The sequence below is a fragment of the Saccharothrix variisporea genome (assembly GCF_003634995.1).
In the GTDB taxonomy this organism is placed as follows: domain Bacteria; phylum Actinomycetota; class Actinomycetes; order Mycobacteriales; family Pseudonocardiaceae; genus Actinosynnema; species Actinosynnema variisporeum.
This window is the reverse complement of the sequence record NZ_RBXR01000001.1, coordinates 8,288,887-8,314,397: the sequence shown is the minus strand read 5'-3', so window position 1 is coordinate 8,314,397 and position 25,511 is coordinate 8,288,887. Positions and strand designations below refer to the sequence as shown.

Annotated in this window: 12 protein-coding genes; all 12 read left to right on the top strand. The window is 67.9% G+C overall.

What is annotated here, in order from left to right:
• Positions 1 to 33 precede the first annotated feature (33 nt).
• The 12 genes from DFJ66_RS37915 (at position 34) to dpdD (ending at position 25,454) form a co-directional block, all read left to right on the top strand.
• The gene (locus tag DFJ66_RS37915; RefSeq protein ID WP_170199915.1) at positions 34 to 3,309 is read left to right on the top strand and encodes an AfsR/SARP family transcriptional regulator; all 3,276 of its coding nucleotides are present in this window, start codon (positions 34 to 36) and stop codon (positions 3,307 to 3,309) included.
• An 11-nt stretch (positions 3,310 to 3,320) separates the two neighbouring features.
• Positions 3,321 to 4,805, top strand: a complete 1,485-nt coding sequence (locus tag DFJ66_RS37910; protein ID WP_147459469.1) for a hypothetical protein — start codon at positions 3,321 to 3,323, stop codon at positions 4,803 to 4,805.
• 307 nt (positions 4,806 to 5,112) lie between these two features.
• Positions 5,113 to 5,391, top strand: a complete 279-nt coding sequence (locus DFJ66_RS37905) for a hypothetical protein (protein ID WP_147459468.1) — start codon at positions 5,113 to 5,115, stop codon at positions 5,389 to 5,391.
• Between the two features lie 11 nt (positions 5,392 to 5,402).
• Entirely contained in the window at positions 5,403 to 7,190 is a 1,788-nt protein-coding gene (locus DFJ66_RS37900; RefSeq protein ID WP_121228796.1) for a S8 family serine peptidase, read from the top strand.
• An 809-nt stretch (positions 7,191 to 7,999) separates the two neighbouring features.
• Complete coding sequence (dpdE, locus tag DFJ66_RS37895; protein WP_121228793.1) at positions 8,000 to 11,299, top strand: protein DpdE; 3,300 nt, start codon at positions 8,000 to 8,002, stop codon at positions 11,297 to 11,299.
• Positions 11,289 to 13,862: a protein DpdF gene (dpdF, locus tag DFJ66_RS37890; protein WP_121228790.1), complete on the top strand. Its 2,574-nt coding sequence runs from the start codon at positions 11,289 to 11,291 to the stop codon at positions 13,860 to 13,862. Before dpdE ends, dpdF begins: the two co-directional genes overlap by 11 nt.
• A 10-nt stretch (positions 13,863 to 13,872) precedes the next feature.
• Positions 13,873 to 14,745 (top strand): protein DpdG, encoded by an 873-nt coding sequence (gene dpdG, locus DFJ66_RS37885; protein WP_147459467.1) that lies wholly within the window; start codon positions 13,873 to 13,875, stop codon positions 14,743 to 14,745.
• Positions 14,738 to 17,779: a protein DpdH gene (gene dpdH, locus DFJ66_RS37880; protein ID WP_121228784.1), complete on the top strand. Its 3,042-nt coding sequence runs from the start codon at positions 14,738 to 14,740 to the stop codon at positions 17,777 to 17,779. Before dpdG ends, dpdH begins: the two co-directional genes overlap by 8 nt.
• On the top strand, positions 17,772 to 18,455 hold the full coding sequence (locus tag DFJ66_RS37875) for a hypothetical protein (protein ID WP_121228781.1): 684 nt from the start codon (positions 17,772 to 17,774) through the stop codon (positions 18,453 to 18,455). Before dpdH ends, DFJ66_RS37875 begins: the two co-directional genes overlap by 8 nt.
• Entirely contained in the window at positions 18,452 to 22,945 is a 4,494-nt protein-coding gene (gene dpdJ, locus DFJ66_RS37870; RefSeq protein WP_121228778.1) for a protein DpdJ, read from the top strand. The genes DFJ66_RS37875 and dpdJ overlap by 4 nt, the downstream gene beginning before the upstream one ends.
• Positions 22,942 to 23,466: a phospholipase D-like domain-containing protein DpdK gene (gene dpdK, locus DFJ66_RS37865; RefSeq protein ID WP_121228775.1), complete on the top strand. Its 525-nt coding sequence runs from the start codon at positions 22,942 to 22,944 to the stop codon at positions 23,464 to 23,466. The genes dpdJ and dpdK overlap by 4 nt, the downstream gene beginning before the upstream one ends.
• Complete coding sequence (gene dpdD, locus DFJ66_RS37860; protein ID WP_147459466.1) at positions 23,463 to 25,454, top strand: protein DpdD; 1,992 nt, start codon at positions 23,463 to 23,465, stop codon at positions 25,452 to 25,454. The genes dpdK and dpdD overlap by 4 nt, the downstream gene beginning before the upstream one ends.
• Positions 25,455 to 25,511: the final 57 nt, after the last annotated feature.

Sequence of the window (25,511 nt, the reverse complement as noted above, 5' to 3'; positions counted from 1 at the left end):
ACACCACGGCCCGTCGCCGTAGGATTCCGAGCAGTGATCGCGTCTACGCAGTTCGGGCTCCTCGGGCCGCTGGAGGTCCGTCGGGACGGGCAGCCGGTCGCCCTGCCGTCCGCCAAGCAGCGGGTCGTGCTGGCGACCCTGCTGCTGCGCGCGAACCAGGTCGTCACCGTCGACGAGCTGATCGACCGGCTGTGGCCGGCCGACTCCCCCGGCGCCGCCCGCGGCACCGCGCAGGCCTACGTCATGCGGCTGCGGCGGGTGCTGGGCGACGCGGGGTCGATCCGGACGGTGGAGAACGGCTACGTGCTCGACGTCGCGCCCGGCAGCCTGGACCTCGACCGGTTCCGCGACGCCGAGCGGCTGGCCGACGAGGCCGCCGCCCGGGGCGACCGGGCCGCCGAGGCGACCCACCTGCGCGCGGCGCTGGCGTTGTGGCGGGGCCGGCCGCTGGTGAACGTGCCCTCCGACGTGCTGCGGCGCGAGGAGGTGCCATGGCTGGAGGAGCTGCGGCTACAGGCGCTCCAGCGGCGGGTGCGGCTCGACCTCGACGCCGGCGAGCACAACCGGGTCGTCGCCGAGCTCCAGGCGTTGACCACCGAGCACCCGCTGCGCGAGGGGTTCTGGGCGCAGCTGATGCTCGCCCTGTACCGGGCCAACCGGCAGGCCGACGCCCTGGACGCGCACCGCCGCCTGTCGCGCGTCCTGGCCGAGGAGCTGGGCGTCGACCCCGGCGAGGAGGTGCGGCGGCTGCACCTGGCGATCCTCGCGAACGACCCCGCGCTGCTGGTCGACCGACCGGCCGCCCCGCCGGCCCGGCGCGCCTCGCCGCTGCCGCCCGACGTCGCCGACTTCGTGGGCCGCGAGCCGGAGATCGAGACGGTCGGCCGGCTGCTCGCGCCGCCGGACGGCCGCCCGTCGCCCCGCTACGTCGTCCTGTCCGGTCCGCCGGGCGTCGGCAAGACCGCGCTGGCGGTGCACCTCGCGCACCGGCTGCGCGAGCGGTTCCCCGACGGCGTGCTGCACGTGAACCTGAGGGGGTACTCGCCGCAGCCGCCGCTGAGCGTCGACCGCGCGCTCGGTCAACTCCTGCGCGGCCTGGGCATGCGACCCGAGCAGGTGCCCCTGGACGTGGAGGACCAGGCCGAGCTGTACCGCTCGCTGCTGGCCGGCACGCGCACCCTCGTCGTCCTGGACAACGCCGTGAGCCCCGAACAGGTCCGGCCGCTGCTGCCCGCCGAACCCGGCTGCGCCGCGCTGGTGACCAGCCGCAACGAGCTGCGCGGCCTGGTCGCGCTCCAGGGCGCCCGCACGATGTCGCTGGACTCCCTGCCCGAGGCGGACGCCCGCCTGCTCCTGGCCGACATCGCCGGCACCGACCTCGTCGCGGCCGAACCGGAGGCGGTGACCGAGCTGGTCCGGCTGTGCGCCCGGCTGCCGCTGGCCGTCCGGATCGCGGGTGCGAAGCTGACCGGCCGCGACGCGAGCGTGGCGGACTACGTGGCCGAGTTGCGCGAGGCCAACCGCCTGAGCGCCCTGGCGATCGAGGACGACGAGCAAGCCGCCGTGCGCACCGCGTTCGGCCTGTCCTACCAGACGCTCAAACCCGAGGTCCGGCACCTGTTCCGGGTGCTCGGCCTGGTGCCCGGCGCGGACTTCACGGCCGAGGCCGCGGCGGCGCTGGCGGGCGTCGCGCCCGAGGAGGCCAAGCGGCTGCTGGGCGCGCTCACCACCGCCAACCTCGTGCAGTCGCAGGCCGGCCCGCGCCACCAGTTCCACGACCTGCTGCGCCTGTACGCGCGGGAGCGCGCCGAACTGGAGGACCCGGCCGACCACCGCGACCGGGCGCTGCGGCGGCTCTACCAGCACTACCTGGACCGGGCCGACGCCGCGGCCGAGCTGCTCAACCCGGCCCTGCCCAGGCTGCCGCGCCCCGTGGAGCCCGGCGGACCCCCGTTCCCCGACCACGCCACCGCGGTCGGCTGGCTCGGCGCGGAGCGCGCCAACCTCGTGATCGCCATCGAGCACGCGGCGACACACCAAGCCCTGCGACCGTGGAGCTGGCACCTCACCGACGCGCTCGCCGGCTACCTGCACACCCACCGGCACGACGCCGACCTGCTCGCGGCGGCCACCGCCGCCCTGGGCGCGGCCCGCGCCGACGGCGACCCGGCGGCCGAGGCGGCGGTCCTGCGCGCCCTGGGGGTGCTGCACTGGAGCGTCGGGGACTACCGGACCGCGGTCGACGAGCTGCGGCGGGCCCTGGACCTGCACCGGGAGGCCGGCGACCGGGCCGGCGGCGGCGCGGCGCTGACCGCGTTGGGCGTGCTGCACCTGGAAGACGGCCGGTTGGCGGAGGCGGTGCGCTGCCTCACCGAGGCCGTCGAGGCCGCCGGGCCCGCGGGCGCGGTGGCGGCCCGCGTGCGCCTGGGCGCCGTGCACCTGGAGATGGGCGAGCCCGCCACGGCCCGCGCCCACCTGGAAGCGGCTCTCGCCGAGGCACGCCCGCTCGGACTCGTGCACGCGGAGGCGGTCGCGCTCAACGCGCTGGGCGCGGTCCACCTGCGGCTCGGGGACTTCGACGAGGCGATCTCCTGCCACCAGGCCGCGCTGGAACGCCACCGCGTCCTCGGGTCCCGCCACGACCAGGCGGAAGTGCTCCAAAACCTCGCCGCCGTGCACCGGGACGCCCGCCGGTTCGCCGAGGCCGTCGAGTACGGGGGCCGGGCGCTGGACCTGGCGCGCCAGACGCGCAACCTGCGGTTCGAGGCCGACACGCTCAACACCCTCGCCACCGCGCGCGGCGGCCTGGGCCAGTGGCAGGCGGCGCTGGAGGAGCACGGCGCGGCGCTGGAGCTCGCCCGGCGCGCCGGGTACCGGCAGGGCGAGATCACCTCGCTGATCGGGCTCGCCGCGGCGCGCGTCGGCCTGGGCCGGGCCGACTCCGCCGTCGCCGACGCGTGGCAGGCCGCGGACCTGGCCCGGACCACCCACTTCCGGCTGCGGGAAGCCCAGGCGCTGACCGTGCTCGCCTCGGCCGAACACGCGACGGGCCGCCTCGACGCCGCCGCCGAGTACGCCGGGCAGGCGCTGCGCCTGCACACCGAAGCGGGCAACCTCCTGGGCCAGGCCCGCGCCCGGCACGTCCTGGGCCTGGTCGCCCGCGACACCGGGCGACACCCGGCGGCGGTGGAGCACCTCACGGAGGCGGCACGCCTGCACGAGCGGCTCGGGACCGGCGAGGCGGAGGAGGTCAGGCGGGTCCTGCGCGGTGTCGACGCGGAGTCAACGGCGAGTCAACGCCACACGTGAGGCTGCACCGCATGGCCGGAATCAGCAGACGGAACATCCTCAGGGGCGGCGTGGTGGCGGCGACCGCGCTGGTCACCTCGCGCCTGGCGGGCACCTCCCAGGCGCGCGCCGCGGAAGCGCCGCTCGCCGTCGCCTACAACGACGCCGTCATCACGCCCACCGCGCCGCCGTACCCGAGCCTCTGGATGGGCGGCTACGGGTGGGGTCCGCGCGGCAACCACGGGGCCGTCGCCCGCGACCTGCACGCGCACTGCATCGTCTTCCACGACAACGGCACGCCCAACGTGCTGCTGCGCCTCGACGTCGTCAGCATCCCCCGCGACGTGCACGAGGCGATCCGGAGCCGGGTGGTGGAGGAGGGCCTGGTCGCCTCCGAGGACTTCATGATCGTGACCAGCCACACCCACTCCGGGCCCGTCGTCGGCGACACCCACCCCGACCCGGTGCTGTTGATGGGTGTCAACCAGGCCGACGTGGACGCGATCAACGGCACCACCTGGCTGCTCATGGACGCACTGGTCGACCTGGTCCGGCAGACCGTGCAGGAGGTCCCCATCCCGGCCACCCTCTGGTACGACGAGGGCTACGAGCGGATCGGGTACAACCGCGCCGGCCTGCCGCACGTCCTCACCGACGTGCCCGTGCTGCTCGCGCGCCACGCCGACGACGGGTACCCGCTGGTCGTGCTGTTCGGCTACGCCTGCCACCCGGTCGCGCGGGGCAACGACGAGGTGTTCGACAGCGACTACTGCGGTTACGCAGCGGAGCGCATCGAAGAACGCCTGGGCGTCATGGCGTTGTTCTTTCAGGGTTGTGCCGGTGACCAGAACCCGGGCGAGGACGAGAACACCCCGCTGTCGCCGGCGCTCGTGGTCGAACGCGGCGAGATGATCGCCGACACCGTCGTCGAGGTCGTCGAACGCGACCGGTTCACCGAGGTCACCGGTCCCTTCCAGAACGCGCTGACCGAGGTCGAGCTCCGGTTCTCCCGCGACCTGACCGACCCGGACGAGGTCGCGGCGCTGGCCGACCGCTACCGGGACCGGCTGTCCGAACCCGGGCTCCAAGCGTGGAACCGGCGCCACGCCGAACTGGTCCTCCGGCAGATCGACGCGGGAACGCTGCCCACGTCGATCCCGATGCCGATCCAGCGGTGGCGGCTCGGCGGCCTGACGATCCTCGGGCTCGGGCACGAGGTGCTGAGCACCTACCACGTGCTGCTCAAGGAGCAGGCCGCCGAACTGGGCCTCGACAACCTGTGGATCATGGCCTACGCGAACGAGACGCAGGGTTACGTCGCCGCCGACGACGCCCTGTGGAACGGCGGGTACGAGGCGATGTGGTCGGGCACGGACGACATCGCCGGCCTCAGCACGTCCGCGATCTCCTACGGCTGGCCCTTGCCGCTCAAGGCCTCCCCACCCGACACCTACCCCGCCGCGCCGGACAGCACCCAGGCCATCGTCATGGCGGCGTGCACGGCCCTGCTCCGGTAGCGGCACCGGCGGCGGTGTCGAGCCGGCACCGGGACGAGTGCCCGTCGGGTGTGGCGGTGCGGCCGTGCCGGTCGGTGCCGCCGTGCCGGTCGGTGCCGCCGTGCCGGTCGGTGCCGCCGTGCCGGTCGGTGCGGTCCTGCCGGTCGGTGCGGTCCTGCCGGTCGGCGCAGTCCCGTCGTCGGTGGGTCCGGGCTGCCCCTGCGCCGCCCCGGGTGCTGCCCCCGTGGTCGCCCGTTCGGGCGCTAACGACTCCCCCGCACGGCCGATACCCAGGGTGGAGGTGCACGCGGGAGGTAGCGTTGCCGCTGTGGAGCCCAGGCGCGGGGTGGTTGCCCCGGAGCTGGAGCGGTGGTGCCGGGAAGCCGGGGACGGTGACCGGCGGACCGCTGTGGTGCGGCTGCGGGGGACGGTGGAGGTCGGGCAGGCCGTCGAGTGGTTGGTGGCGCTCGGCATGGAGGTCACCAGCAGCGGCCCGGGCTCGGTCATCGGTACCGTCACGCCGCCCGCGGTGCGCCGGATCGGTCAGCAGACCTGGGTGCTCGCCGTCGAAGGACCCCGGACCCTCAGGTCGCTCCAGCGAGGCTGAAGGGCGAGGCTATGGAGCCTAGACGGGACACGGTGCTGGACGCGCGGCTGCGCGGGGCGGCGGCGTTCGCGGAGTCGGACCTGCCGGTGGAGGAGAGCATCGGGGCGCGGACGTTGGGGCGGGAGACCGCGCCGCGCCGCACCACGGTGAAGCTCCTGGTGCGGTCGGCGGAACTGGCGGCCGCCGAGGAGTGGTTGGAGGCAGCGGGCGGGAGCGTGGTGTCCGCGCCGCCGGACCCCGGATCCTCGGGTCAGGTGGTGGTGCTCGCGGGCGTGCCGGTGGCGGCACTGTCCGATTTGGACGGACAGCCGTGGCTGCTGCGGGCCGAGGCGCCCAAGGAGATGTTCACCCGCATGGACCGGGCGCGCGGGCCGGTGACCGGGCTGGACACCGTCCAGGCCGCGCACACCGACCTCACCGGCGCGGGCGTGCTGCTGGCCGTGGTGGACACCGGGATCGACTGGACGCACCCGGACTTCCGCCACGACGACGGCACCACCCGGCTGGAGCGGTTCGTGCACGCGCACGTCCCGGAGGGCACGGAGGAGTCCAAGTTCGACGTGTTCGACGCGGGCGCGATCAACAAGGCGCTCAACGGCGGCCCGGCCATCCCCACCGGCGACCCCGGTGGCCACGGCACGCACTGCGCGTCCATCGCCGCGGGCAACGGTCGCGGCACGGCCGACCACCGCTTCCGCGGGGTGGCGCCCGAGGCGTCGCTGATGGGCGTGCGCGCCGAGCCGCTGCTGGACGTGCACATCATCGAGGGCATCCGCCAGGCGTTCGACCTGGCCGGCGACCGGCCCGCCGTCGTCAGCCTCAGCCTGGGCGGGCACTTCGGCGCCCACGACGGCACGTCCGCCATCGAGAACGAGATCGCCCGCGCCACCGGGCCGGGCCGGATCGTGGTCGTGGCGGCGGGCAACGAGGGCGACGACGGCGTGCACGCGCAAGGCAGGCTCGTGGTCGGCGAGGAACTGACGTTCACCGTGCGGGTCCCGGACACCGGGCTGGTGTTCTGCGACGTGTGGATCCCGCGCGGCGACGAGGTCGACGTGTTCGTGGAGACGCCCAGCGGCACGCGGTTCGAGCCCAACACCGGCGAGCAGACCACCCCGGACGGCACGTTCGTCGCCGACTTCGTGGAGAACCCGGTCAACCGCGAGCAGAACCTGACGTTCCTGATGATCAACGGCACGGTCGACGACCGGTGGACCATCCGCGTCACGCCGCTGTCCGTCGTGCACGGCGAAGTCCACGCGTGGGCCGGGTCGGTCGACGGCGGCCGCCTGATGTTCCCCGGCGCGCCGCTGGAGGGCTACTCCCTCGGCATGCCCGCGACCGAGGAACGCGCGATCGCGGTGGGTTCCCTGATCAGCCGCAACAAGTTCGAGGGACCACAGGGCGACGCGACCCTGCCGGGCCTGTCGGTGGACACCCTGTCCACGTTCTCCAGCCAGGGCCCCACCCGCTCGGGCGCGCAGAAACCGGACATCGTGGCCCCCGGCCAGGTCGTCACGGCGGCGCTGTCGGCGGGCTCGGAGCTGGCCACGGAACCGCGCCTGGCGGCCCGGCAACACCCGTCCGGCAAGTACGTGACGATCCAGGGCACCAGCATGGCGACCCCGTTCGTGGCCGGGATCGTCGCCTTGATGCTCCAACGCGAACCCCGCCTGACCCCGGAGGAAGTCCAACAACGCCTCCGCATCACCGCCCGCCGCGACGCGACCACCGGTCCGGTGTGGAACCCGCGCTACGGCTGGGGAAAGCTCGACGCCCAAGCCCTGTTCCGCGACTGAACCTGGACGGTGGGCGGGCACAACGGTGCCCGCCCACCGGGTCACCGACTCAGGTCGTCGGGCGTACTGGGGACATCATCGAAGATTCGGGCGGGGTTGAGGCGGCCACGTCCGGCCGCGAACCACACGATCGACCCCTTCGCCTGCAGCAGATGCGTGAAACACCCCACGAACCTGCGGCACCGCCGCCGCACTTCGGTCATCACCCCAGTCGGCCCTGTGCCCACCGGCGGGAGCAGAGTCAGACCGTCTGCTGAGCGAAGGGTCACCCCCGACCACCGTGGTCCGGTCATTCAACTCCGAGGGCATTCACGATAGGGCACGACAACAGCCCCGCGTCGCCTGCTGCGCACCTCGTGGGGGTTCGTCAGCCCCGTCGAGGCGACCGGTAGGCGCTGGTGGATAGGCCATTGCGGGCAGGGGCAACGACAGATCGGTTACGTGCTAGGCACTGGCGCCGCATTGATGTGGCAGGCTCGGTAACAGGCGACAGGTACCTACTGCCAGGTCAGGTCCGGAGATGGGCAAAACGTTCCAGGATGCTAACGGCGTGATCGACTCCGTAACGCAACCCATCTCCTAGCCGATCAAGCCCCGTACCAGCACACTGTTGGTGAGTCGTGCGTCGGCGCACCCGATGTCGGTGGTGCCCGGTAGCTTAGGGAGCGCCACGTACGGTGGCGGTCCGCCAGGGAGGGGCGCGTGCGCATCAGGGGGTTGGTCGGTGCCACGTTCTCACCTGCACGGACGGATATTCTGCTCGACATGTGGCGAACCCAAGGCCGCCGCATTACTCGTGGGGTGAAGGAATGAATAACCGATTCGCTGTTGGCGACCTCGTCGAGTACCCGGGGAGTCCTGGTGTGGGCACTGTTGGCGAGGTGCGCGATACAGAGGTGCGCATCGATTTCTTCGCCTCCGTCGCGGTGCCGGTAGCGAAGTCGACTTTCGTTCAATCCCGCGACTGCAAGCCAGTTGCCTTGGGGCCGGCGACCAGGGTGTACTGGCGCAACCCGGATACCGGGCGGTGGCTACCCGGGCGGGTCGCGAGCGCTGTGGACGGCAAGTACTACATCACGTTCCCGAACCACCGGTACGACTTCCCCATCCCATCGGCACAGTTGCGGGTCAGGTGGGACGGAGACCACACTGACCCGGCTGCGGTTCTCGGAGTCGGCGCACACGAGTCAGGCTACTTCCGCAATACCCGACTCCCATTCTTACAGGGGTTGATCACCGAACGCGGCGCAAGTGCCAACATCGCCGGATTCCTTTCATCGGCAGTCGAGATCTACCCGCATCAGGTGTACGCCGCGCTAACGGTCCTCTCCGACCCTGTACAGCGCTACCTCCTCGCGGACGAGGTGGGATTGGGAAAGACAGTGGAAGCGGGGTTCGTGATCAGGCAGACGCTGATCGACAACCCACGCGCACGAATCGTCCTGTTGACTCCGGACAACCTTCGCCGCCAGTGGCGCGAGGAACTCATCGAAAAGTTCTTCACCGACGACTTCCCCTGGGCCTCGATCAAGATCCGCCCCCACGACGACCCTTCTACCTGGGCCGATCACCACGGGTGGGACCTGCTTGTCGTGGACGAGGCCCACCGCCTGACCCAGGTGGAGGACCCGTCCGAATCCTCCTACCCCCAGTTGCGCGCGCTTGCGCACTCCATCGAAAAAGTCCTGCTGCTGTCCGCGACCCCCACCACTTCGTACTTCAAGACGCACCTGGGTCTGCTGCACCTGCTCGATCCGAAGATCTACTCGTGGGCGGATGCGGACCAGTTCGCGGAGCGATATCGCCGCAGACTGGCGCTCGCCGACAGCATCTACGCACTGGACTCGCAGTTCACGGTCTACCTGGAGTCGTCGGTCGCCGAGATCCGCACACTGCTCGGCGTCCACGATCCACAGTTCGAACTGTTGAGTTCTCAGGTCCTCGAACTGATCGATGAAGATTTCGAGCTGCGGCCCGGGATTTCCGATGAAACATTGAAAACCCGCGTCGAGGAACTCCGCGCACACGTGAGCGAAACGTACCGCCTGCACCGAAGGGTGATCCGGAACCGGCGAGCGAACGTGCTCGACGAGGAACTCGAAGACGAATTTCCGGGTTATGACGTCCGAGGCCGGCAGGTGCCAACGGTGTTGAACCTGGATGCCGAAGCCCACGACACGGCCGAAAACGCGGTCCTGGATTGGCACGCGAGAGTCGGCGACCATCTCGATCAGGTCGGCCCGAACACCGACGCTCAACTCTATGGTGCCGTTCTGAAGATCCTCGTCTCACGCAGCGGAATCGTCGTCGACGACCTCCTCGACACGCTGCGCTGGAGGATGAACGCCGACGGACCGGCGGCGGAGCGCGCCCATCTTTCCACCGAGGAACGGCGAGCACTCCACGCTGCTCCGATCGTGGCTTCCGAGCGCGAACTGCTGGCGGAACTCGAGAGACTGGACACCGCAAAATTGCGGAAGTCAGCGCTCGAGCGCCTTTCGGAAGCCCTGTCGAGCGTTCTCCTGAAGTACCGGAGGACGGTCGTCTTCTGCGGCCCAGGGCAACTGGGCGAACTGCTCGCAGACCACCTGCGGGCAACCGCGTCGAAGGTCGGAGTCGGCGAGCACACCCACGGAGCCGGTCCCGAAAATGCCCACAACGCTGTACGGGCGTGGGCCGCGCCGTTCAACCCTCGCGGAGAACGGGTCAGGTTGCTCGTCGTGGACGACTCAGGCGAGGACGGGTTGAACCTGCAACTCGCCGAAGCCGCCCTACACTTGAGGATGCCCTGGTCGCCGAACCAACTCGAACAACGACTGGGACGGATCGACCGTTACCGGAGCGTCGACGCGGTCAGCCATTCCCGCCCCGCGGATCAGTACCGCTTGACCTCCGCACAGGGCGACGTGACCTTCACCGACGCCTGGACCGACCTCCTCGTCGAAGGGTACGAGTTGTTCCACGACTCGGTGTCCACCCTCCAAGACGCCATCGCCGACAGCATCAGCGGTGTGTGGTCGCAGGGGATGCGGCAAGGGCCGGCCGGCGTCCACGGTCAGACGCAAGTGATCCGCTCCGCCCTCGACGAAGCCCGCGAAGAGATCGAGAAGATGGACATGCTGGAGGCGATCCACCACTCCGCTGTCCAGGACACCGGTATCGCCTCGAAGCTGATCCGGTTCGAGACGGAGTGGAGGGCCTTCGAGGCGGCGCTGTCCGGGTTCACGTCAGAAACCGACGGCGGCATCGGGTTGCGCCACCGCCCGGGCAACGGCACCGAGGTGTTCGACCTCCGCAACTCCAAACCACTGGTCGATCCCCGCCTCTGGCACCGAACGGTCCACCGGGTGGGCAGCGCGAACGTCGAAGGTGTCTTCAACCGGTCGGTGGCGTTGAAGAAGCCCGGCACGAGGATCTTCCGCTCGGGCAACCCCCTGACCGACGCGCTCGCGGAGTGGGCATGGCACGATGATCGGGGTCAAGCGACTGCTTTCAGCAGGCCGTACAAGTACCAGACCATCGGAGCCGACCCTTACTTCGGTTTCGACTACCTCGTGGAAGCTGACATCGCACCGGCAGCGGCTCTCGTCACCGAGCACACCGACGCGGAGAAGGCCCTGCGACGCCAGGCGGACCGCGTACTCACGCCGTTCTCGGTCAGGGTGTGGATCGACGCCACCACCGGCGAACCCGTCGTCGACGAAGCTCAACGTCGTTGGCTGGACATGCCCTACGACAAGAACGCGCGGAAGGACAAAAACTACAGTGGCGCACGGCTGCGGGATCTGTTCGAGATCTTCGGCGGCCCTGACGAGTACCAGGAAGCCACCACGGCGGCGGAAGCAGCGAGTCGGAAGCACATGACGGTCGTGACCGATCTGCGCAAGTTGTGCGACGAGGCACAAGCCGCGGCCAAACAGCGGATGGCCGTCTCTCGGGCTCAGGCGCAAGCTCGGAAAGCCGCAGGCCACCTCGTCAGCGATGTCGACAGCTACCTTCTCGACACGGACATCGCGGAGGCGCTCGTGAACGGCCTGTCGAACCCGGTGACCAGACTGATCGCAGCGGTCTGCTTGGTACGAGTCCCGGGAGCGCCCCGTGTCCGCTGACGGCTGGTACGCGGCCCAACAGATGTTCAGCGACTGGCCGAGTCTTCCCGACTCGGAGGGATTCGCTGGAACGTCCCGCCGTTTGGCCGATGCCCTGCGCGGCCTGGCCGACGACTCCGCGGGCGCCCTCGACGTGGCCGTGCTCGCTCGCCAGGTGTTGCTGGAAGCAGCATCCGGCAGCACCCTGTCCGCCCTGGTGGTTCCCAACACCCAGCCGCTACCGGGGAAGGGCATCTGGGAGTCGGCCGGATGCAGCGTCCTGCACGGTCCCGGCGGCGAACTGCGCGTCTGGGCTGACGAGTGGACGCCCGAGCGCGAGGGGGCCTCTCAACACTCGCGCAAGGTTGCGCTCGAGGACCTCCGCGAGGTCTACCGCGGGCTGCAGTCGAAGACTCGCCGGAACCTGAACGGTCCGCTCGCAGATCCGTATTGGTCTGCGGCGCTGGGCCCGGACTACACCCACTACCGGTCTCGCGGTCAGCAGCAGGCGGCGCGCTCAGTCTTGCTCGCACCTCCGGGGAGCACCACGGTGGTCTGTCTGCCAACCGGCCACGGCAAGACGGAGACCGTCCTGGCCGCTGCTCTGCTAGGACGACCGCAGGGACTCACGCTGGTCATCGTTCCGACGGTGGTATTGGCCATCGACCTTGAGCGGCGTGTGCAGAAGATGACCGGTTCGATGGACAGCTGCGCGTACAGCAGCGAGTTGAGTCCCGAAGAGAAACAGCAGATCACGCAGCGGGTGCGCACCGGGCGGCAGAGGGTGCTGTTCACCTCCCCCGAGGCCGTGGCAACGGGACTCTCCCAGCACCTGCAGGCGGCCGCGGAGGCGGGCATGCTGCGGATGGTGGTCCTCGACGAGGCGCATCTCGTCGAGCAGTGGGGCAACAACTTCAGGCCGGAGTTCCAGACCATAGCCAGCCAACTGCGCAACTGGCGCCTCCAGGCTCCTGAGGGTGGCGCTCCCCGCCTGGTGGCGCTGAGCGCCACCCTCACCGACCTGCAACTCGAAACGATCACCCGGCTGTTCGGCGGACCTGCCGGCACCAACGTCGTGTGGGCCGCCCAGATCCGCAGTGAACCGAGCTTCTACGTCGACGCGTTCGACGGCAGGGATGAACGAGCGGCGGCGGTGCTCGAGGCGGTGACCAAGCTTCCCCGACCGTTGGCACTCTACGTCTCGAAGGTCGAGGACGCCCGCCATTGGGTCGCGGCGCTCAAGTCGTCGGGGATGGCTCGAGTCACCTCCGTCACGGGAGACGCCACGGCTGAAGAACGGCGAGCCGCCCTGGAGGGCTGGGGAGGAAGGACTGCCACCGGTACCTGCCCGACCAGGTTCGACGTGGTCGTCGGAACGTCGGCCTTCGGCCTCGGGATCGACATACCCGACGTGCGCTCGGTTGTGCACGCCTGCCTGCCGGAGACCGTGGACCGCTACTACCAGGAGGTCGGGCGAGGAGGACGCGACGGCCGGCCGTCCATCGCCTACATCGCCACGGCCAAGGCCGACAGGCCGGTCGCGAAGAAGTTGAACGCCCAGGTGATCATCGGTCCCGACAAAGCATGGGACCGATGGGACGCGATGTTCCGTCAGTGCAGGCACGACGACGGCCAAGTGGTCTTCGACCTCGACCTGGACACCCGACCACCGCACCTCCCGCAGACGGGCCGGCAAAATCGGATGTGGAACGTGCGCACCCTCAACCTGATGGTCCGCGCAGACCTGATCGAACTCCACCCGCCCACTCGTATGTCCCGCGCGGAGGAGGAGACGGACGAACAGTGGGCTCGCCGCCTTCTGAGCCATCTTGGTGAACTTCCGACCCGGGCCAGGGTTTCGCTACACGGGCGAACCAATGACTCGACGTATTTCAAGAGTCGTATCCAAGAGACCGGGCGGGCCATCGTTCGAGCGCAGTGGGAGGCGTTGCAGCGCTTGCAGACTGCGATGTCCGGAAGGCGTTGCATCGGCGAGGAGTTGGCGGCTTACTACACGACTACGTTCCGGGACACCGAGCTCGCCGCAGCGGCGGCCTGTCGCGGGTGCCCGCACTGTCGGGGAACAGGCCCAACGGCGACCGGGTTCTACCACACGGCGTGGGACCCCAGCCCTGACATCGCCTGGCCCCTCGCCGACTCGGGCGATCCGCTCGCCCGGTTCCGCTCCGTGAGCACTCCGCTGCTGGGTATCTGGTGGACGAACGACTCCCAGCGGAGGAATCTCGTGCCGGGCCTGGTGAGCAGGCTGTGCAAACGAGGGATGGCGATCATCGGCGGTCCCGGGTTGACCGAGCAGGAGGCCGCCGACATCCAACGCATGGCGTTGCCGCACCCGATGATCTTCGACGTCGACGAGTTGCTGTTGACGACAACCGATACGCCCCTCATCTGGGTGACCGGGACGGTCGGAGGCTGGCACCCCATGATCGAGGCACGTCTTGACGGACCTGGAATCACGTACTTGGTCCACCCCCAGGACCTGCTCCACCCCGTCAAGCCGCTCGCCTTCCGCGACATCCACCCCGCAAGCATCTCGGTCGAAGTAGCAGAAAGGGCTCTCTGAAGTGGGCCTGTTGAACGTCGATGACCCGTTGCCGCAGTACCTCATCGTGGTGTTGCGGCTGCTCGCACACGTAGGCAAGCCTGTGGACGTCGAGCGGGCGCGCGCGCTGCTTTGTCCTCCGAGCATCAACGGTCGGAAGGTGTTCGACCGCTCGGTGTCATCGCTGGCCGAACTCGGCGTGATCAACCGCGACAACGACGTGTTGAGCCCGACCGGCCCGCTCGAGGTGGACCACGATTCCATCGTGGACGTACTGCGCCAGGCGATCCTCGCTACGGAGAACAACACTCGCGTCGGCGAGGATCCGTCGCAGTCAGGTCCACGCGACCTGGTCCGGGCCCTGTGCTGGTTCCTGACGATCGATCCGACGTCAGCGCCGTTGGGGTGGGCGGAGGTGCAGACCCTCCAACCCCATGCCATCAAGGACGAGTTGGGGGCCCCGATCGTCAACGACACCCGGTGGAACCCCTTTTGCTCCTGGTCGAGCGCCCTGGGTTTCTGCACTCCGGCCCTCACAGGCGACGGTGGATCGCAACGGGCACGGCTCACACCGGATTGCACGGCCGCCGTGCGGAGAACGGTGTTGTCCCGCTGGGAACCCGGGCAATCACTCGGTCCCTCCACGGTGCTGGGAGAGCTCCGCGGCGCCCTTCCGGTGCTGCCCGGCGGCTCCTTCTCGACGGCGGTGGGTATCGAACCACCGGACACCAACCACGCGGGGCCGTCGCTGTCGTTCGCGTTGTTGCGCCTACACGACGAGAGGTGGATCCGGCTGGAGCAGGACGACGACGCCCGTTCTCTCCTGTACCTCCATGATCCCGATCAACCCGGCTTCCCCAGGACGTTCAGTTCGATCACGGTTCTGGAGGCTCCCCGTGGCTGATCTCGCGGGCTACCTGTGCTGGACTCCCGACTCCGCGGCCTCGCGAATCAGCACCGAGGCGGTCATCCCGTCCTCGGGGCTGTTCCTCGCTACGCACACGCCGCTCAAGATCAGCCGTGCTCGGCTGGTCCAGCGCGGCTTGGTCGGCTCCGGCGACGTCGTCGACGAGCACGCCGTCTTGGAGGAATTCACCAGTCGGAAGGCGGACAGCGGCACGCTATTGATGCCGCTGGTCGGCGAATCGGGCTCAGGCAAGTCGCACTTGGTGCGCTGGGTGAGGGAGAAGCTACAGCCTCAACCACACCAGAAGGTCATCTACCTCGAGAAGACTCAGACGAGCCTCAAGGCCGTCATCACCGCACTGCTCTCCGATGTCGAAGACGCCTCGCTCGACACGTTGAAGCGAGACATCTCGTCCCTCAGCGCCCAAGTCGACCCGGCAGCCCTGGCTCGCAGGATCGTCAACTCGTTGAACGAGTCGCTGGCGGGCACGAAACCTGCCGGTCTTCCGGCCCTCGAGCGCGGGCTCGTCGGACCCGCCGGGTTGGCACTGATCCTGCAAGACCCCCACTTCCAGGGGTACCTGCTCCAGCCCGACGGATTCGTCCACCGGCTCGCGGAGCAGTTGCTCCGCGACCGGGGTGCCGAATCATCCGAGCGTCCCCGCGGGTTCACGGCCGACGATCTCCCGTTCAGGATCAAGGACGTGCAACTGGCCGCCGACAAGTCGAAGCGACTGGTCGGCCTGATCAACACCAAGACGGGGTTGAAGGAAGCCGCCATCGGCCTGTTGAACGATCACCTGGAGGCGGCCCTCCGCTCCGCGGCGAACCTCGCTGCCGGCCGTCTCACCGACGCGCTGCTCAAGGTTCGAGCGGTGTACGCCAGGCAAGGCCGGGAGATCCTCCTGCTGATCGAGGATTTCGCCCTCATCCAGGGTGTTCAAGGAGAACTCCTCGACGCACTCACCGAACCGGCCATCCGCGAAGGCGAAATGCGCCTCGCGCCGATCAGAACACTCATGGCGGTGACCACCGGGTACTTCACCGATCTCCTGCCCGAGACCGCGTTGACCCGCATTGGCGCCGCGAGTGGGGGCCACGTCTTCCGGCTCGACGTGACGTTCGACGAACGTGAGGACGAGGCCGAGCAGATCGCCTCTTTCGTAGGCCGGTACCTCAACGTAGCCCGCGTCGACGGCACCGTGGAAGACCTCAGCAAGGAGGAGTTGGAGAAGAGCCGGTGCGGCGGCTGCATGTTCGAGGCCGAGTGCCACGAGCGGTTCGGGAGGTCGTCGGAAGGTTACGGCCTGTACCCGTTCAACCGTTCCGCTCTTCTCCGCATGGTGCACTCCACCGCCGACAAGGAGGGGGCGTTCGTCCCCCGCACGGTCCTCGGCAAGGTCATCAGGCCGGTACTGATCGACCACGCGCGCTCCCTCGCGGATGGAACCTTCCCGGACAGCAGCGCTCGCCTGCGATTTCCGAGGGCCGAGCAGGACGCCGCACTCAGCACCGAGGTGTCCAGCTTGATCGAGACGGAGGACCCGGAAGACGTCGATCGGCACGCGTTCGTCGTGGAGTTCTGGGGTGACGCTCCGCGCGCGCTCCGCGAGATGAACGACGACATCCTTCGCACTTTCCGCGTGCGTTCGATCAACAAGGACGTGCCCGAGCCTCCACCTGGACCGCCGCCGACTTCTGGCGGAAAGCAACCGAAAGCGCCGGTCGAAGAGCGCAAGCCGACAGGCGTGACGCGACCGAAGCCACAGCCCAAGGTCGATGCGATCGAGAACTGGGCGGGTCGTGGCACCATGCTCGACCAGGGCGTGGCGAGGGAAGTGCGCAAGATCATCGTGGAGGCCGTGCTCAGGCGGTTCTCGTGGACCAACCCCCCGATGCGCGAGCAGGGCAAAGCATTCACCGACAAGGCTTGGCCCATCAGTTCGAAAACGGTCTCGATCGAGGACGCGTACGGCGAGAAGAACAGCGAGTCCGCCCCCATCCGCTTCGAGCGCAAGGCCGTCACAAGTCAATTCTTCCAAGGACTCGTGCGGTTGGAGACCTCCGGGGAAGGGCGTGCGGTCGACCTCCGCAAACTGGCCTCCATCGCCGAATCCGGTGAGCGGCACCTCACGGCTGCCGTGGAGCGGCACGGACAACTCTCCGACGACCACCTGGTCACAGGCATGCGGGCTGCTCTGCTGGGGGGCGTCCTCGCGGGCCGGGCATGGCCGGGGATGGACGAGGCGGACCTTTTGGCCGTCGTCTTCGACGACGGGCAGGGGTGGGGTCGCGCGGATGCCGAGTCCCGGACGGCCACGTGGAACGAGGCGCTGGATCGACACCTGCGTTCCCGTCCGGAGATGGTGCAGGGCTTGCGCAGCAGACTCGGAGTCGCTCAAGGCAGCGGGGAGGTTCGTCTGATCGACGCGGCACGGGCACTGCCCCTGCTCGCCCGCGCCTCTTGGGAGTGGCTGTGGCGACCGGAGTCGGTACCCGACTGGGTCCCGGGTGAAGCCGTCAGCGGGTTCAGCAACATCGACAAGTGGGTGGCCGCGCAGGCCGACGCTTTGCGCTCGATCCTGGAGCGGATACGCGTCCTGTTGCCCGAGAAGGCAAGCGGGCCGAGAACGGTGGAAGCGGTTCGAGTCGCGCTGGACGAGGCTCCCCGAGTGGGGTTGGGGCCGACGAGTCGCGAGGATGAGATCCGACTACGCGATCTGATCGACAAGGCGGCCGAAGCGGATTGGCGTGTGATAGCTACGCTCGCGAGCGACCTCAGCCGACTGTCCGACACCGAAATGGGTGAAGACAGGCGGCGGTCACTGGAGATCAAGGTTGCCGCAACGGACCGGGGCGCCTCGTTGAAGATCATCCTGGACTTCCTGACGGCCGCGGACCGATGGCTGGCCGCGAAACTCCCGGAAGCGGAGAAACGCACCTCAACTGAGGGCGACGCTGCTGTCCTAGCGGTGAAAGAGGCTTTGTCGACCTGGTCCTCGATCGGGATGGAGGATGCTCCACGTGGATGAAGACAACTCCGTCCTCGGCAGAGCGCTCCGGATGCAGGCGGAGATACGACGTCTGGACGCGAGTGCCAGCGCAGAGCAGGCTGCCAAGAGCACGGCTCAGCGCGTGCGGGAGTTGGAGTCGGCCTTGGCCGACCTCACTGCACAGGTGCGGCTCGCGCGAGCGTTGAGCAAATACTCGAAAGCGGACGTGCCACTCGGGGACATCCACGGGGGACTGGCCGAGTTGCAGCGTCAGGCGTCCACGGGCCTGCCCAAGGACCGGGCCGTCGACACCGCGCGCAGGAGAGTGGCCTCGTCGGTGGCTGAACTGGCGCAGCGCAGCCAGGAAGTGTGGCGTGCGTGGACGACGACCGCGTTCGAAGCGGTCCCGGCGAACCGGCTCGCCGGTCTCGATCCGGCTCGACAGCGGGCCACCCGCACGATGGTCGAGCAGCTCGCCCAACTGCGCAGGAAGTCGAAGCCGGCCATCACGGACGTCGTCGAGTTCGGGACGAAGCACGCCGAGGTCCTGGAGGAGTTGGCGGCGGCCGCCGACGCTTCGGATGAGCTACTGGCCTTGTTGGCGCGATTCGCCACCACACCGATCACGCTTCGCGATATAACCGACGAAGAGATCGCATTGCTCCGCGAGCACGGCATGGACGGCGAGATCGAGATCAGGAGGAAGCACAGTTGACGCTCGATCCCGGCGGAGTTTTCGTCGGACACCTGCTGAACAGGCTCGAAGACCTCGAACTTCCGCTCTTGGCTTGGGGCGTCACCAGCGGGGCGCTGTCCGAGGGCGAAGTACTCGACACGGTCGAGACCGCGCTGGCCCACCATCCGGACGCCCCTCGGCACCTCACCGCCTCGCAGGTCAAGCAAACCTTGATCAACGCCGGCCTGTTGTTCCCGGTACCGCACTCCAGCACAGCGACGTACCGGACCCGAATGGCCGAAGCCCTGCGCTTGTTGGCGCAACTACGTCAACTCTTCCCGGCCAGGGACACCGATTTCGCCGGATCCGCATGGTGGCAGCGGTACAAGCCGCTGGTAGCCGACTACCGCCTCCATGTCGCCGACCGCAGGTACCCCAAGCGCAACATCCCGCTCGATGCGGTCCTGCAAGAGGTCGCGCGAACACCCGACTGGTCGACCGCCGCGAACAGCACCGTCTCCGCTTTGATCGGCGATCGAGATCTTGCACGGTTCCAGGTTGACGCGACCAAGGCGGTCCTGGCAGCGCTGCGGTCCCGCAGGCACCGCGGCGTCGTGGTCTGCGCGGGAACCGGTAGCGGCAAGACCTTGGCCTTCTACCTCCCGGCCTTCGCGGCGATCCGGCAGGCGGCGGCGAACGGCGGAGTTGACCGACTCCACACGCTCGCACTCTATCCTCGGACGGAGTTGCTCCGCGACCAACTGCGCGACGCCCTCCAAAACACCGAGACGGTGGAACGGATGGGCGTTGTGCCACCAGGGCAGCGGCCGTTGCGCATCGGCGTGCTCTACGGTGACACACCTCATTCCGAATCGATGCTGGAGAAGTACAAGGACAGTTGGTATAAGAACTGGGAGCCCGAGCGCAATGGGCTGATCTGTCCGTATCTCTCGTGCCCGGCCTGCGACCGTGGAAGGCTCAAGTGGGCTGACCGCGACCGCCACAAAGGCGTCGAGTTGCTGACGTGCACCGGCTGCAAGCACCGGATCGACGGCAGTCGGTTGGCCCTGACTCGGCAGTCGTTGCTCGAGAACCCGCCGGACCTGCTGTTCACCACGACCGAGATGCTCAATCGCACCAGTACCGACCCCGGTTTGGGTGCACTGCTCGGATGGACGGGTCGTGGCCCCGAACTGGTGCTCCTGGACGAAGTGCACACCTATGTCGGTACCCACGGCGCCCAAACAGGCCTTCTGTTGCGGCGCTGGCGTCACGCTTTGGGTAGCCCCGTAACGCTGGTCGGGCTGAGCGCGACCCTTCGCGATGCTGGTAAGTTCTTCGCCGAACTGGTCGGGTTGCCCTTCGACAGCGTCACCCACATCGAGCCACGCAGCGACGATATGGAGGAGGAAGGGCGCGAGTACGGGATCGCCGTGCGCAGCGACCCGGTCTCCGGCGTGAGCGTGCTGTCCACCTCCATCCAAACCGCCATGCTGTTCGGCCGGGTCCTGGAGGCGGATGAACGGAAGCGCTCGCCATTCGGGTCAACGGGCTTCCTCTTCACCGACGACCTGGACGTCTCCAACCGCTTCTTCAACGATTTGCGGGACGCGGAGGGCGGCCAGTCGCGGACCGGCAGGCCCGGCCGGAGATCAGTTCTGGCGGGTCTCCGGGCCTCGGACTACGCGCAACACCCTGAGCGCTACGTGGACGGGCAGTCGTGGGATCTGGTGGAGCGCATCGGACATGTCCTTGGGCAAGGACTCGGTTCTACACGGCCCCTCTCGATCGCGCGCACTACCTCCCAGGACACAGGTGTCGACTCACGTGCCGCACTCATCGTCGCGACCGCCGCACTCGAGGTCGGGTTCAACGATGCGCGGGTCGGACTGGTTCTACAGCACAAGGCACCACATGACAGCGCGTCCTTCGTCCAGCGTCGAGGTCGCGCGGGACGGCGGCGCGGGACGAGACCGATCACCGTGGTCGTCCTCTCCGAGTATGGACGTGACCGTCTCACTTATCAGGCGTACGACACGCTCTTCGCTCCGGAGATCGCTGCACGCACCTTGCCGGTGTCCAACAGGCACGTGCAGAAGATCCAGGCGGCGCAGTCGATGTTCGATTGGCTCGCCAAGTCCTTCAGACGTCGCTTCCCGTACTCGGACCTGCGTCGAGTTCTGCAGTCGCCGCGCAAGCAGACCGAAGCGGAAGAGTACGCGGAGCAGTGGAAGTGGCTGGCTACCCGGTTGACCGACCTCCTGGAGGAGAACGCTCTCCAGGACGCGTTGGCCCAGCACCTCAAGCGGTCGCTGCAACTCGACGATGACTCGGTCCAGGCGCTGCTGTGGGAGCCTCCCCGCTCCCTGTTGCTCTCCGTCGTGCCCACCGTCCTGCGCCGACTGGAGAGTCGGTGGACATCACTTCGTGCCGATCCCGGCAAGCTTCCGGGCACGTTCCTGCCGGAGTTCGTGACCAAGACGCTGTTCGAGCCGCTGAACCTGCCCGAGGTTCGTCTCGAGTTGCCGTTCAAGACCAACCGAGAAGAGCACCTGCCCATCGGGAAAGCCTTGCGAGAAGCGGTTCCGGGACGTGTCAGCCTGCGTTACGGCTACCAGCACGACGACCACCGCACTTGGGTCCCGATCCCTCCGGACGGCGAATCGGCCATCGACGTGGAAGGAGTCGCTCCCGATGCACCGGTGATCGGCCAGTGGAAACCGTGGGGCAACTCCGACGAGTCCTACCGCGTGCTGCGTCCGACGAACATCAAGCTGAGCGAACCGGCTCCCGAGATCAAAGACAGCTCCCAGGGCTATCCCCGTTGGGCGTCCCAGGTGGAACTTTCCCTCCACGGTCTCATGCCTGCCGACACGCCGAAGACCTCGCCGTGGAGTGACCGCGTCAAATCGGTGGGCTTCGCCACCCATGCCGCGGGCAACCCTGTCACGATGCGGAGGTTCACCGTAGGCGCGCAGTGCGACGTGGCGAAGAACTCCGACACGGAGCGACGCAAGATCACGTACGTCCACGACGGCGTCCCTGCCGCTCTCGGCTTCGAACTCGATGTCGACGGCATGTGCGTGGAAATCGCACCACTTGACACAACGGACGCATCGGTACTCGCGCACCTTCGTTCGCCGCAATGGCGCTCGGTCGCCTTCCAACGTGCGGTGACGGAGAACCCGGCTCTGTTCGACTCGACGAACCACTTCCAGCGGACGTGGCTCGCCCTTTCGTATTTCACGACGTACTCGTTGGCGGGGATCGGTTCCCGCGCGAAGCCTCGTGAGTTGTGGCAAGGCCTGAGCGACGGCTCGTGGCGGGACAGCCTCGCCGAGGTGCTGGCGGTGCTCTACCGGAACGACTCGTTGGCCTTGAGCGGCCAACCCCAGGTCACCGATCGTCTCGTCGGCGATCTGACCGAGTTGAGCCGGGACCCCGTGGTGGTGGAGGCGTTGAACCAGGCCGGAGAATTGCTGTTCGCCGACGATGTCGACAAACGATCCTTGGGCTTGGCTCGTCGGGCCTATGTGGACACGGTGGCAGCAGCAGTTCTCGGTGCCGCGTTCCGCGTCTGCCGTGATGCAGCTGAGCAAGACTTGGTCGTCGACGTGGTGCCGGCCGACGACGAGACTGCGCCCGCGAAGTTGTGGCTGACCGAGACCGGTGTCGGCGGTGTGGGTGTCATCGAGCGCATCGCGGAGTTCTACGCCGAGGACCCGAACCGGTTCTGGTCGATGGTGTCCGGAGTGCTTCGACCGAACTCGTTCGAACGTACCGATACGGCCCTCACCCGTTTGGTGCGACACGTGATCGACGAACCTGGCGGCGAGGCGGCGAGGGCGATCGCGGACCTGCGTGCCGGAAGGTCTGCCCGCGATGGAGAGTTGGCGCTGCGGCGGCTGCGCGACGCGTGGACGTCGCTCGACGGTCCAGTCAGTCAGGCATCGGTCGCGGCGTTGTCGATCCGCTTGCTGCGCCCCGGCAGTTCCCCGCGAACCGACCGAGCCGCAGCCGATTTGATCTCGGCCTGGTCACTGCTGGAGGAGCGGTTGGGTGTCGAGGTGGACACGCGGGTTCTCGCCTACGCGGTCGGGTCGGGACGCCTACCCGTGGGCGAGGAGGGGACGTCCCTCACCGCGGACCAGGTCTTCAGCCTCCTTTGGCCGCGCGGAGGACAAGTGCGAAATCAGCACCTTGCCCACTACCAACCGTACGTCCCGTACGACGCGCCGGCCGTGCACGACCGACTCCTCATCGCCGCAGCCCACGATGAACACCTTCCAGCGATTCCGGTGTCCGCTGACGGCTGGGAGGAGCGCTACCGCGCTGAACTGCCGAATGCGGGGGCAGTGTGGCTGACCTGCCCAGCGGATGACCGGCTGACCCTGGGCCGGGCCATGGCCAAGATCCCGGTCTTGCCGGTCGACACCGATGTCCTGAGGGTGTACGGAACGATCACCGAGACCGTACGGCACGGTGCCGACTTCCATGTTCGAGTGGAGTTGCGGGAGAGCGGGCGATGAGAGGCCTCGAAAGGACAGTACGGACGGGTCCGAAACTGCGCTTGAGCGCGGACACGATCCTTGCAGACGCCCTGCTTTCCGAACTGGTGGCTCCCGGACCAGTGCTGTGGGTAGTCTCCGCGTGGATCAGCAACGTCGAGGTGATCGACAACACCCAAGGGTCCTTCGACGACATACTCGGGGACGATCACATGACGCACTACCGACTCGTGGACGTCCTGGCCAAGCTCGCACGATCGGGAACTCCTGTGCGAGTCGTTACGCGTCCGACGACACACAACCAGTTGTTCGTGGATCAGATGAAGGCCATCGCGTCCGATGACGCTGACTTGGCCGTTGTCTTCGACCCCGTCGAGCACGAGAAAACGGTGTGTGGTCGCGATTGGATGATCAGTGGTTCGATGAACTTCACAGCGAGCGGGATCGGGGCCAACGAAGAGTCGGTTCGTTATGTCGTCGACAACGTCGAGGTGGCACAGGCGCGGATAGACTTCGTGGCCCGGTGGGGAGGTATCCGTTGAACACATCGACAGACGTCGCCGCGCCCTACCCGGTCGCCACTGAGGATTTCCTGGACGCATTCTTCGCACACGGCAACGACGCGAACCTCTACCCGCAGGCGACCAGCACGTTCAAGAAAGCCGCACTGGCCGGCGACGGTACACCGATCGTGTTGCCACGCTTCGTGGCCGCTACACAAGAAGCCACGATGTACGTTATAGCGAACGACCCAGCGCTGGCACCCCACGTTCCCGACCTGATCAACGCATTCGCTGGGCCGACGTACTGCAAGAACACGGAACTGATACCCGCCGTATTGGATCCGAACGACCCGATCGAAGCCGCGATCATCGACCATTTCGGGCCGACAACTGCCACATATGTCTTGAGCGCAGGCATGCACGCGCAGCACCGGTGGGACTTGCGCAAGGCCCTGCAGCGGATGCAGGCCGCGGTAGCGCAACGGCCGATCCGCAATTGGCAGTTGGACAAGCCTCTCGGGCGACTGCTCGGCGAGTTCGATGCCGCACTCGCTGCCGGCGGCGAAGCGACGTCCGCTGAGATTTACGCACAGATCCAGGCCAAGGGCGGCTTGACCGCGAGCAATCTCGCGCATCTGCGGATCAAGCGGCTCGATCGATTGGGGCGCAGCAGCGACCTACTGGCCCTCCCGGAACTGACGGCGGTGCTCCTGCAGGATCCGCCTGCTCCGGTTCGGGAAGCAGTGCTCAACGCGGTGTGTCAAAGTGTTGTGGCACCGGCATTGGCGCGAGGCGAGGTCACAGCCGCGTGGGAAGGGCTTCGCGATCTGGAACCCGCATTGCCGCTGCCGGTGCATGATCCGATCTCTCGCTACGGCGGCCAGGCAGCGACCGTGCTGCTCGTAGCGGCGATCGGGCGAAATGACCGGAATCTGTTGGCCTCCGCGTTCGCCATGCGCGAATTGTGGACTGGCGAGGAAGTGCCGAATGTAGTCTGGGACCACATCGCCACGCTGGTTGAAACACTGTCGAAGCCGACGGCCCCGCCTATCGAAACGACCAGCACCACCGATGTTGCGGCATCCGTCCGCGCACTGACTGGTTGGCTCGACTTCATCGCCGCCGCCGCTCGCCGTGACCCACAGGTACACGACGTCGTCACTGACGGCACCTGGAACTCATGGCCACCGCTCGCCCAGCAAGACGACGACGTGGCGTCTCTGTTGTCCTCGCTCAAGGACGACGAGTGGACGGCGGTGTGGCAGGTAGTCGGAGTACTCATCGACGCCCTCGGTGACGACGGGTTGGCTCCGGCCACTTCCGCTGCTTTGATCGATGCCGCGCTGGTGTTCGACCGGCTGAGCCGCGGGGATCTACTGTCGCTCTACGCGTTGACCGAGATCTTTCTCCGCTCAGCCCCGACTAGGTCACAGTACGTCGAGTTGCTCAAGAGCTTGAAATCCTCGACCGGACAATGGGTGGGCGCAACCACAAGCGACATCGCACTGGACTTCGCGGATCGACTGGTCGTCGCCGCCTGTCCGGACGAGGACGCTCGCGTCGACACCGCGATCGCCCTCCTTGGTCCTTTGCACCGAATCCAACACCGACTCGAGCCGGACGAGAAGGAGTTCGCGCGACAGCTGTGCGAAGAGTTGGGCACGCAACTGGAGTGGCATCCGGCGGAAGAGGATGACGAGTTCACGCTCGCTGGCATACCCCGGATGTCGGTGTTGCTCTACTCCCTCGACGAAGCGGTCCTGGACCGGGTCTCCGATCAGTTGGTCAAACAGGCTCCCAGCGTGAAGGTTTCGACTTCCCACGACAAGGTGGGCACGGCTTCGCTCAAGCACAAAGCTCGCAATGCCGACGTCATCGTGATGGCCACCCGTTGCGCCAAGCACGCGGCGACAGGCTTCATCACCGACAACGCTGCCGCCGACTCGCATACGGGATACGCGGATGGCAGTGGTTCGGCTTCGCTATTGCGTGCAGCGGTGAAGGGCATCCGCGACTTCCTTGGTTGACCAACTCACCGCAGGGCGACACCACTGAGCGAGCGCCGAACAACCGTGGGAGAACCA

Bases quoted from the DNA above. Each gene is read 5' to 3' on its own strand.
- DFJ66_RS37910 (WP_147459469.1), top strand. From the start codon at position 3,321: ATGGCCGGAATCAGCAGACGGAACATCCTCAGGGGCGGCGTGGTGGCG.
- DFJ66_RS37900 (WP_121228796.1), top strand. From the start codon at position 5,403: ATGGAGCCTAGACGGGACACGGTGCTGGACGCGCGGCTGCGCGGGGCG.
- dpdE (WP_121228793.1), top strand. From the start codon at position 8,000: ATGAATAACCGATTCGCTGTTGGCGACCTCGTCGAGTACCCGGGGAGT.
- dpdK (WP_121228775.1), top strand. From the start codon at position 22,942: ATGAGAGGCCTCGAAAGGACAGTACGGACGGGTCCGAAACTGCGCTTG.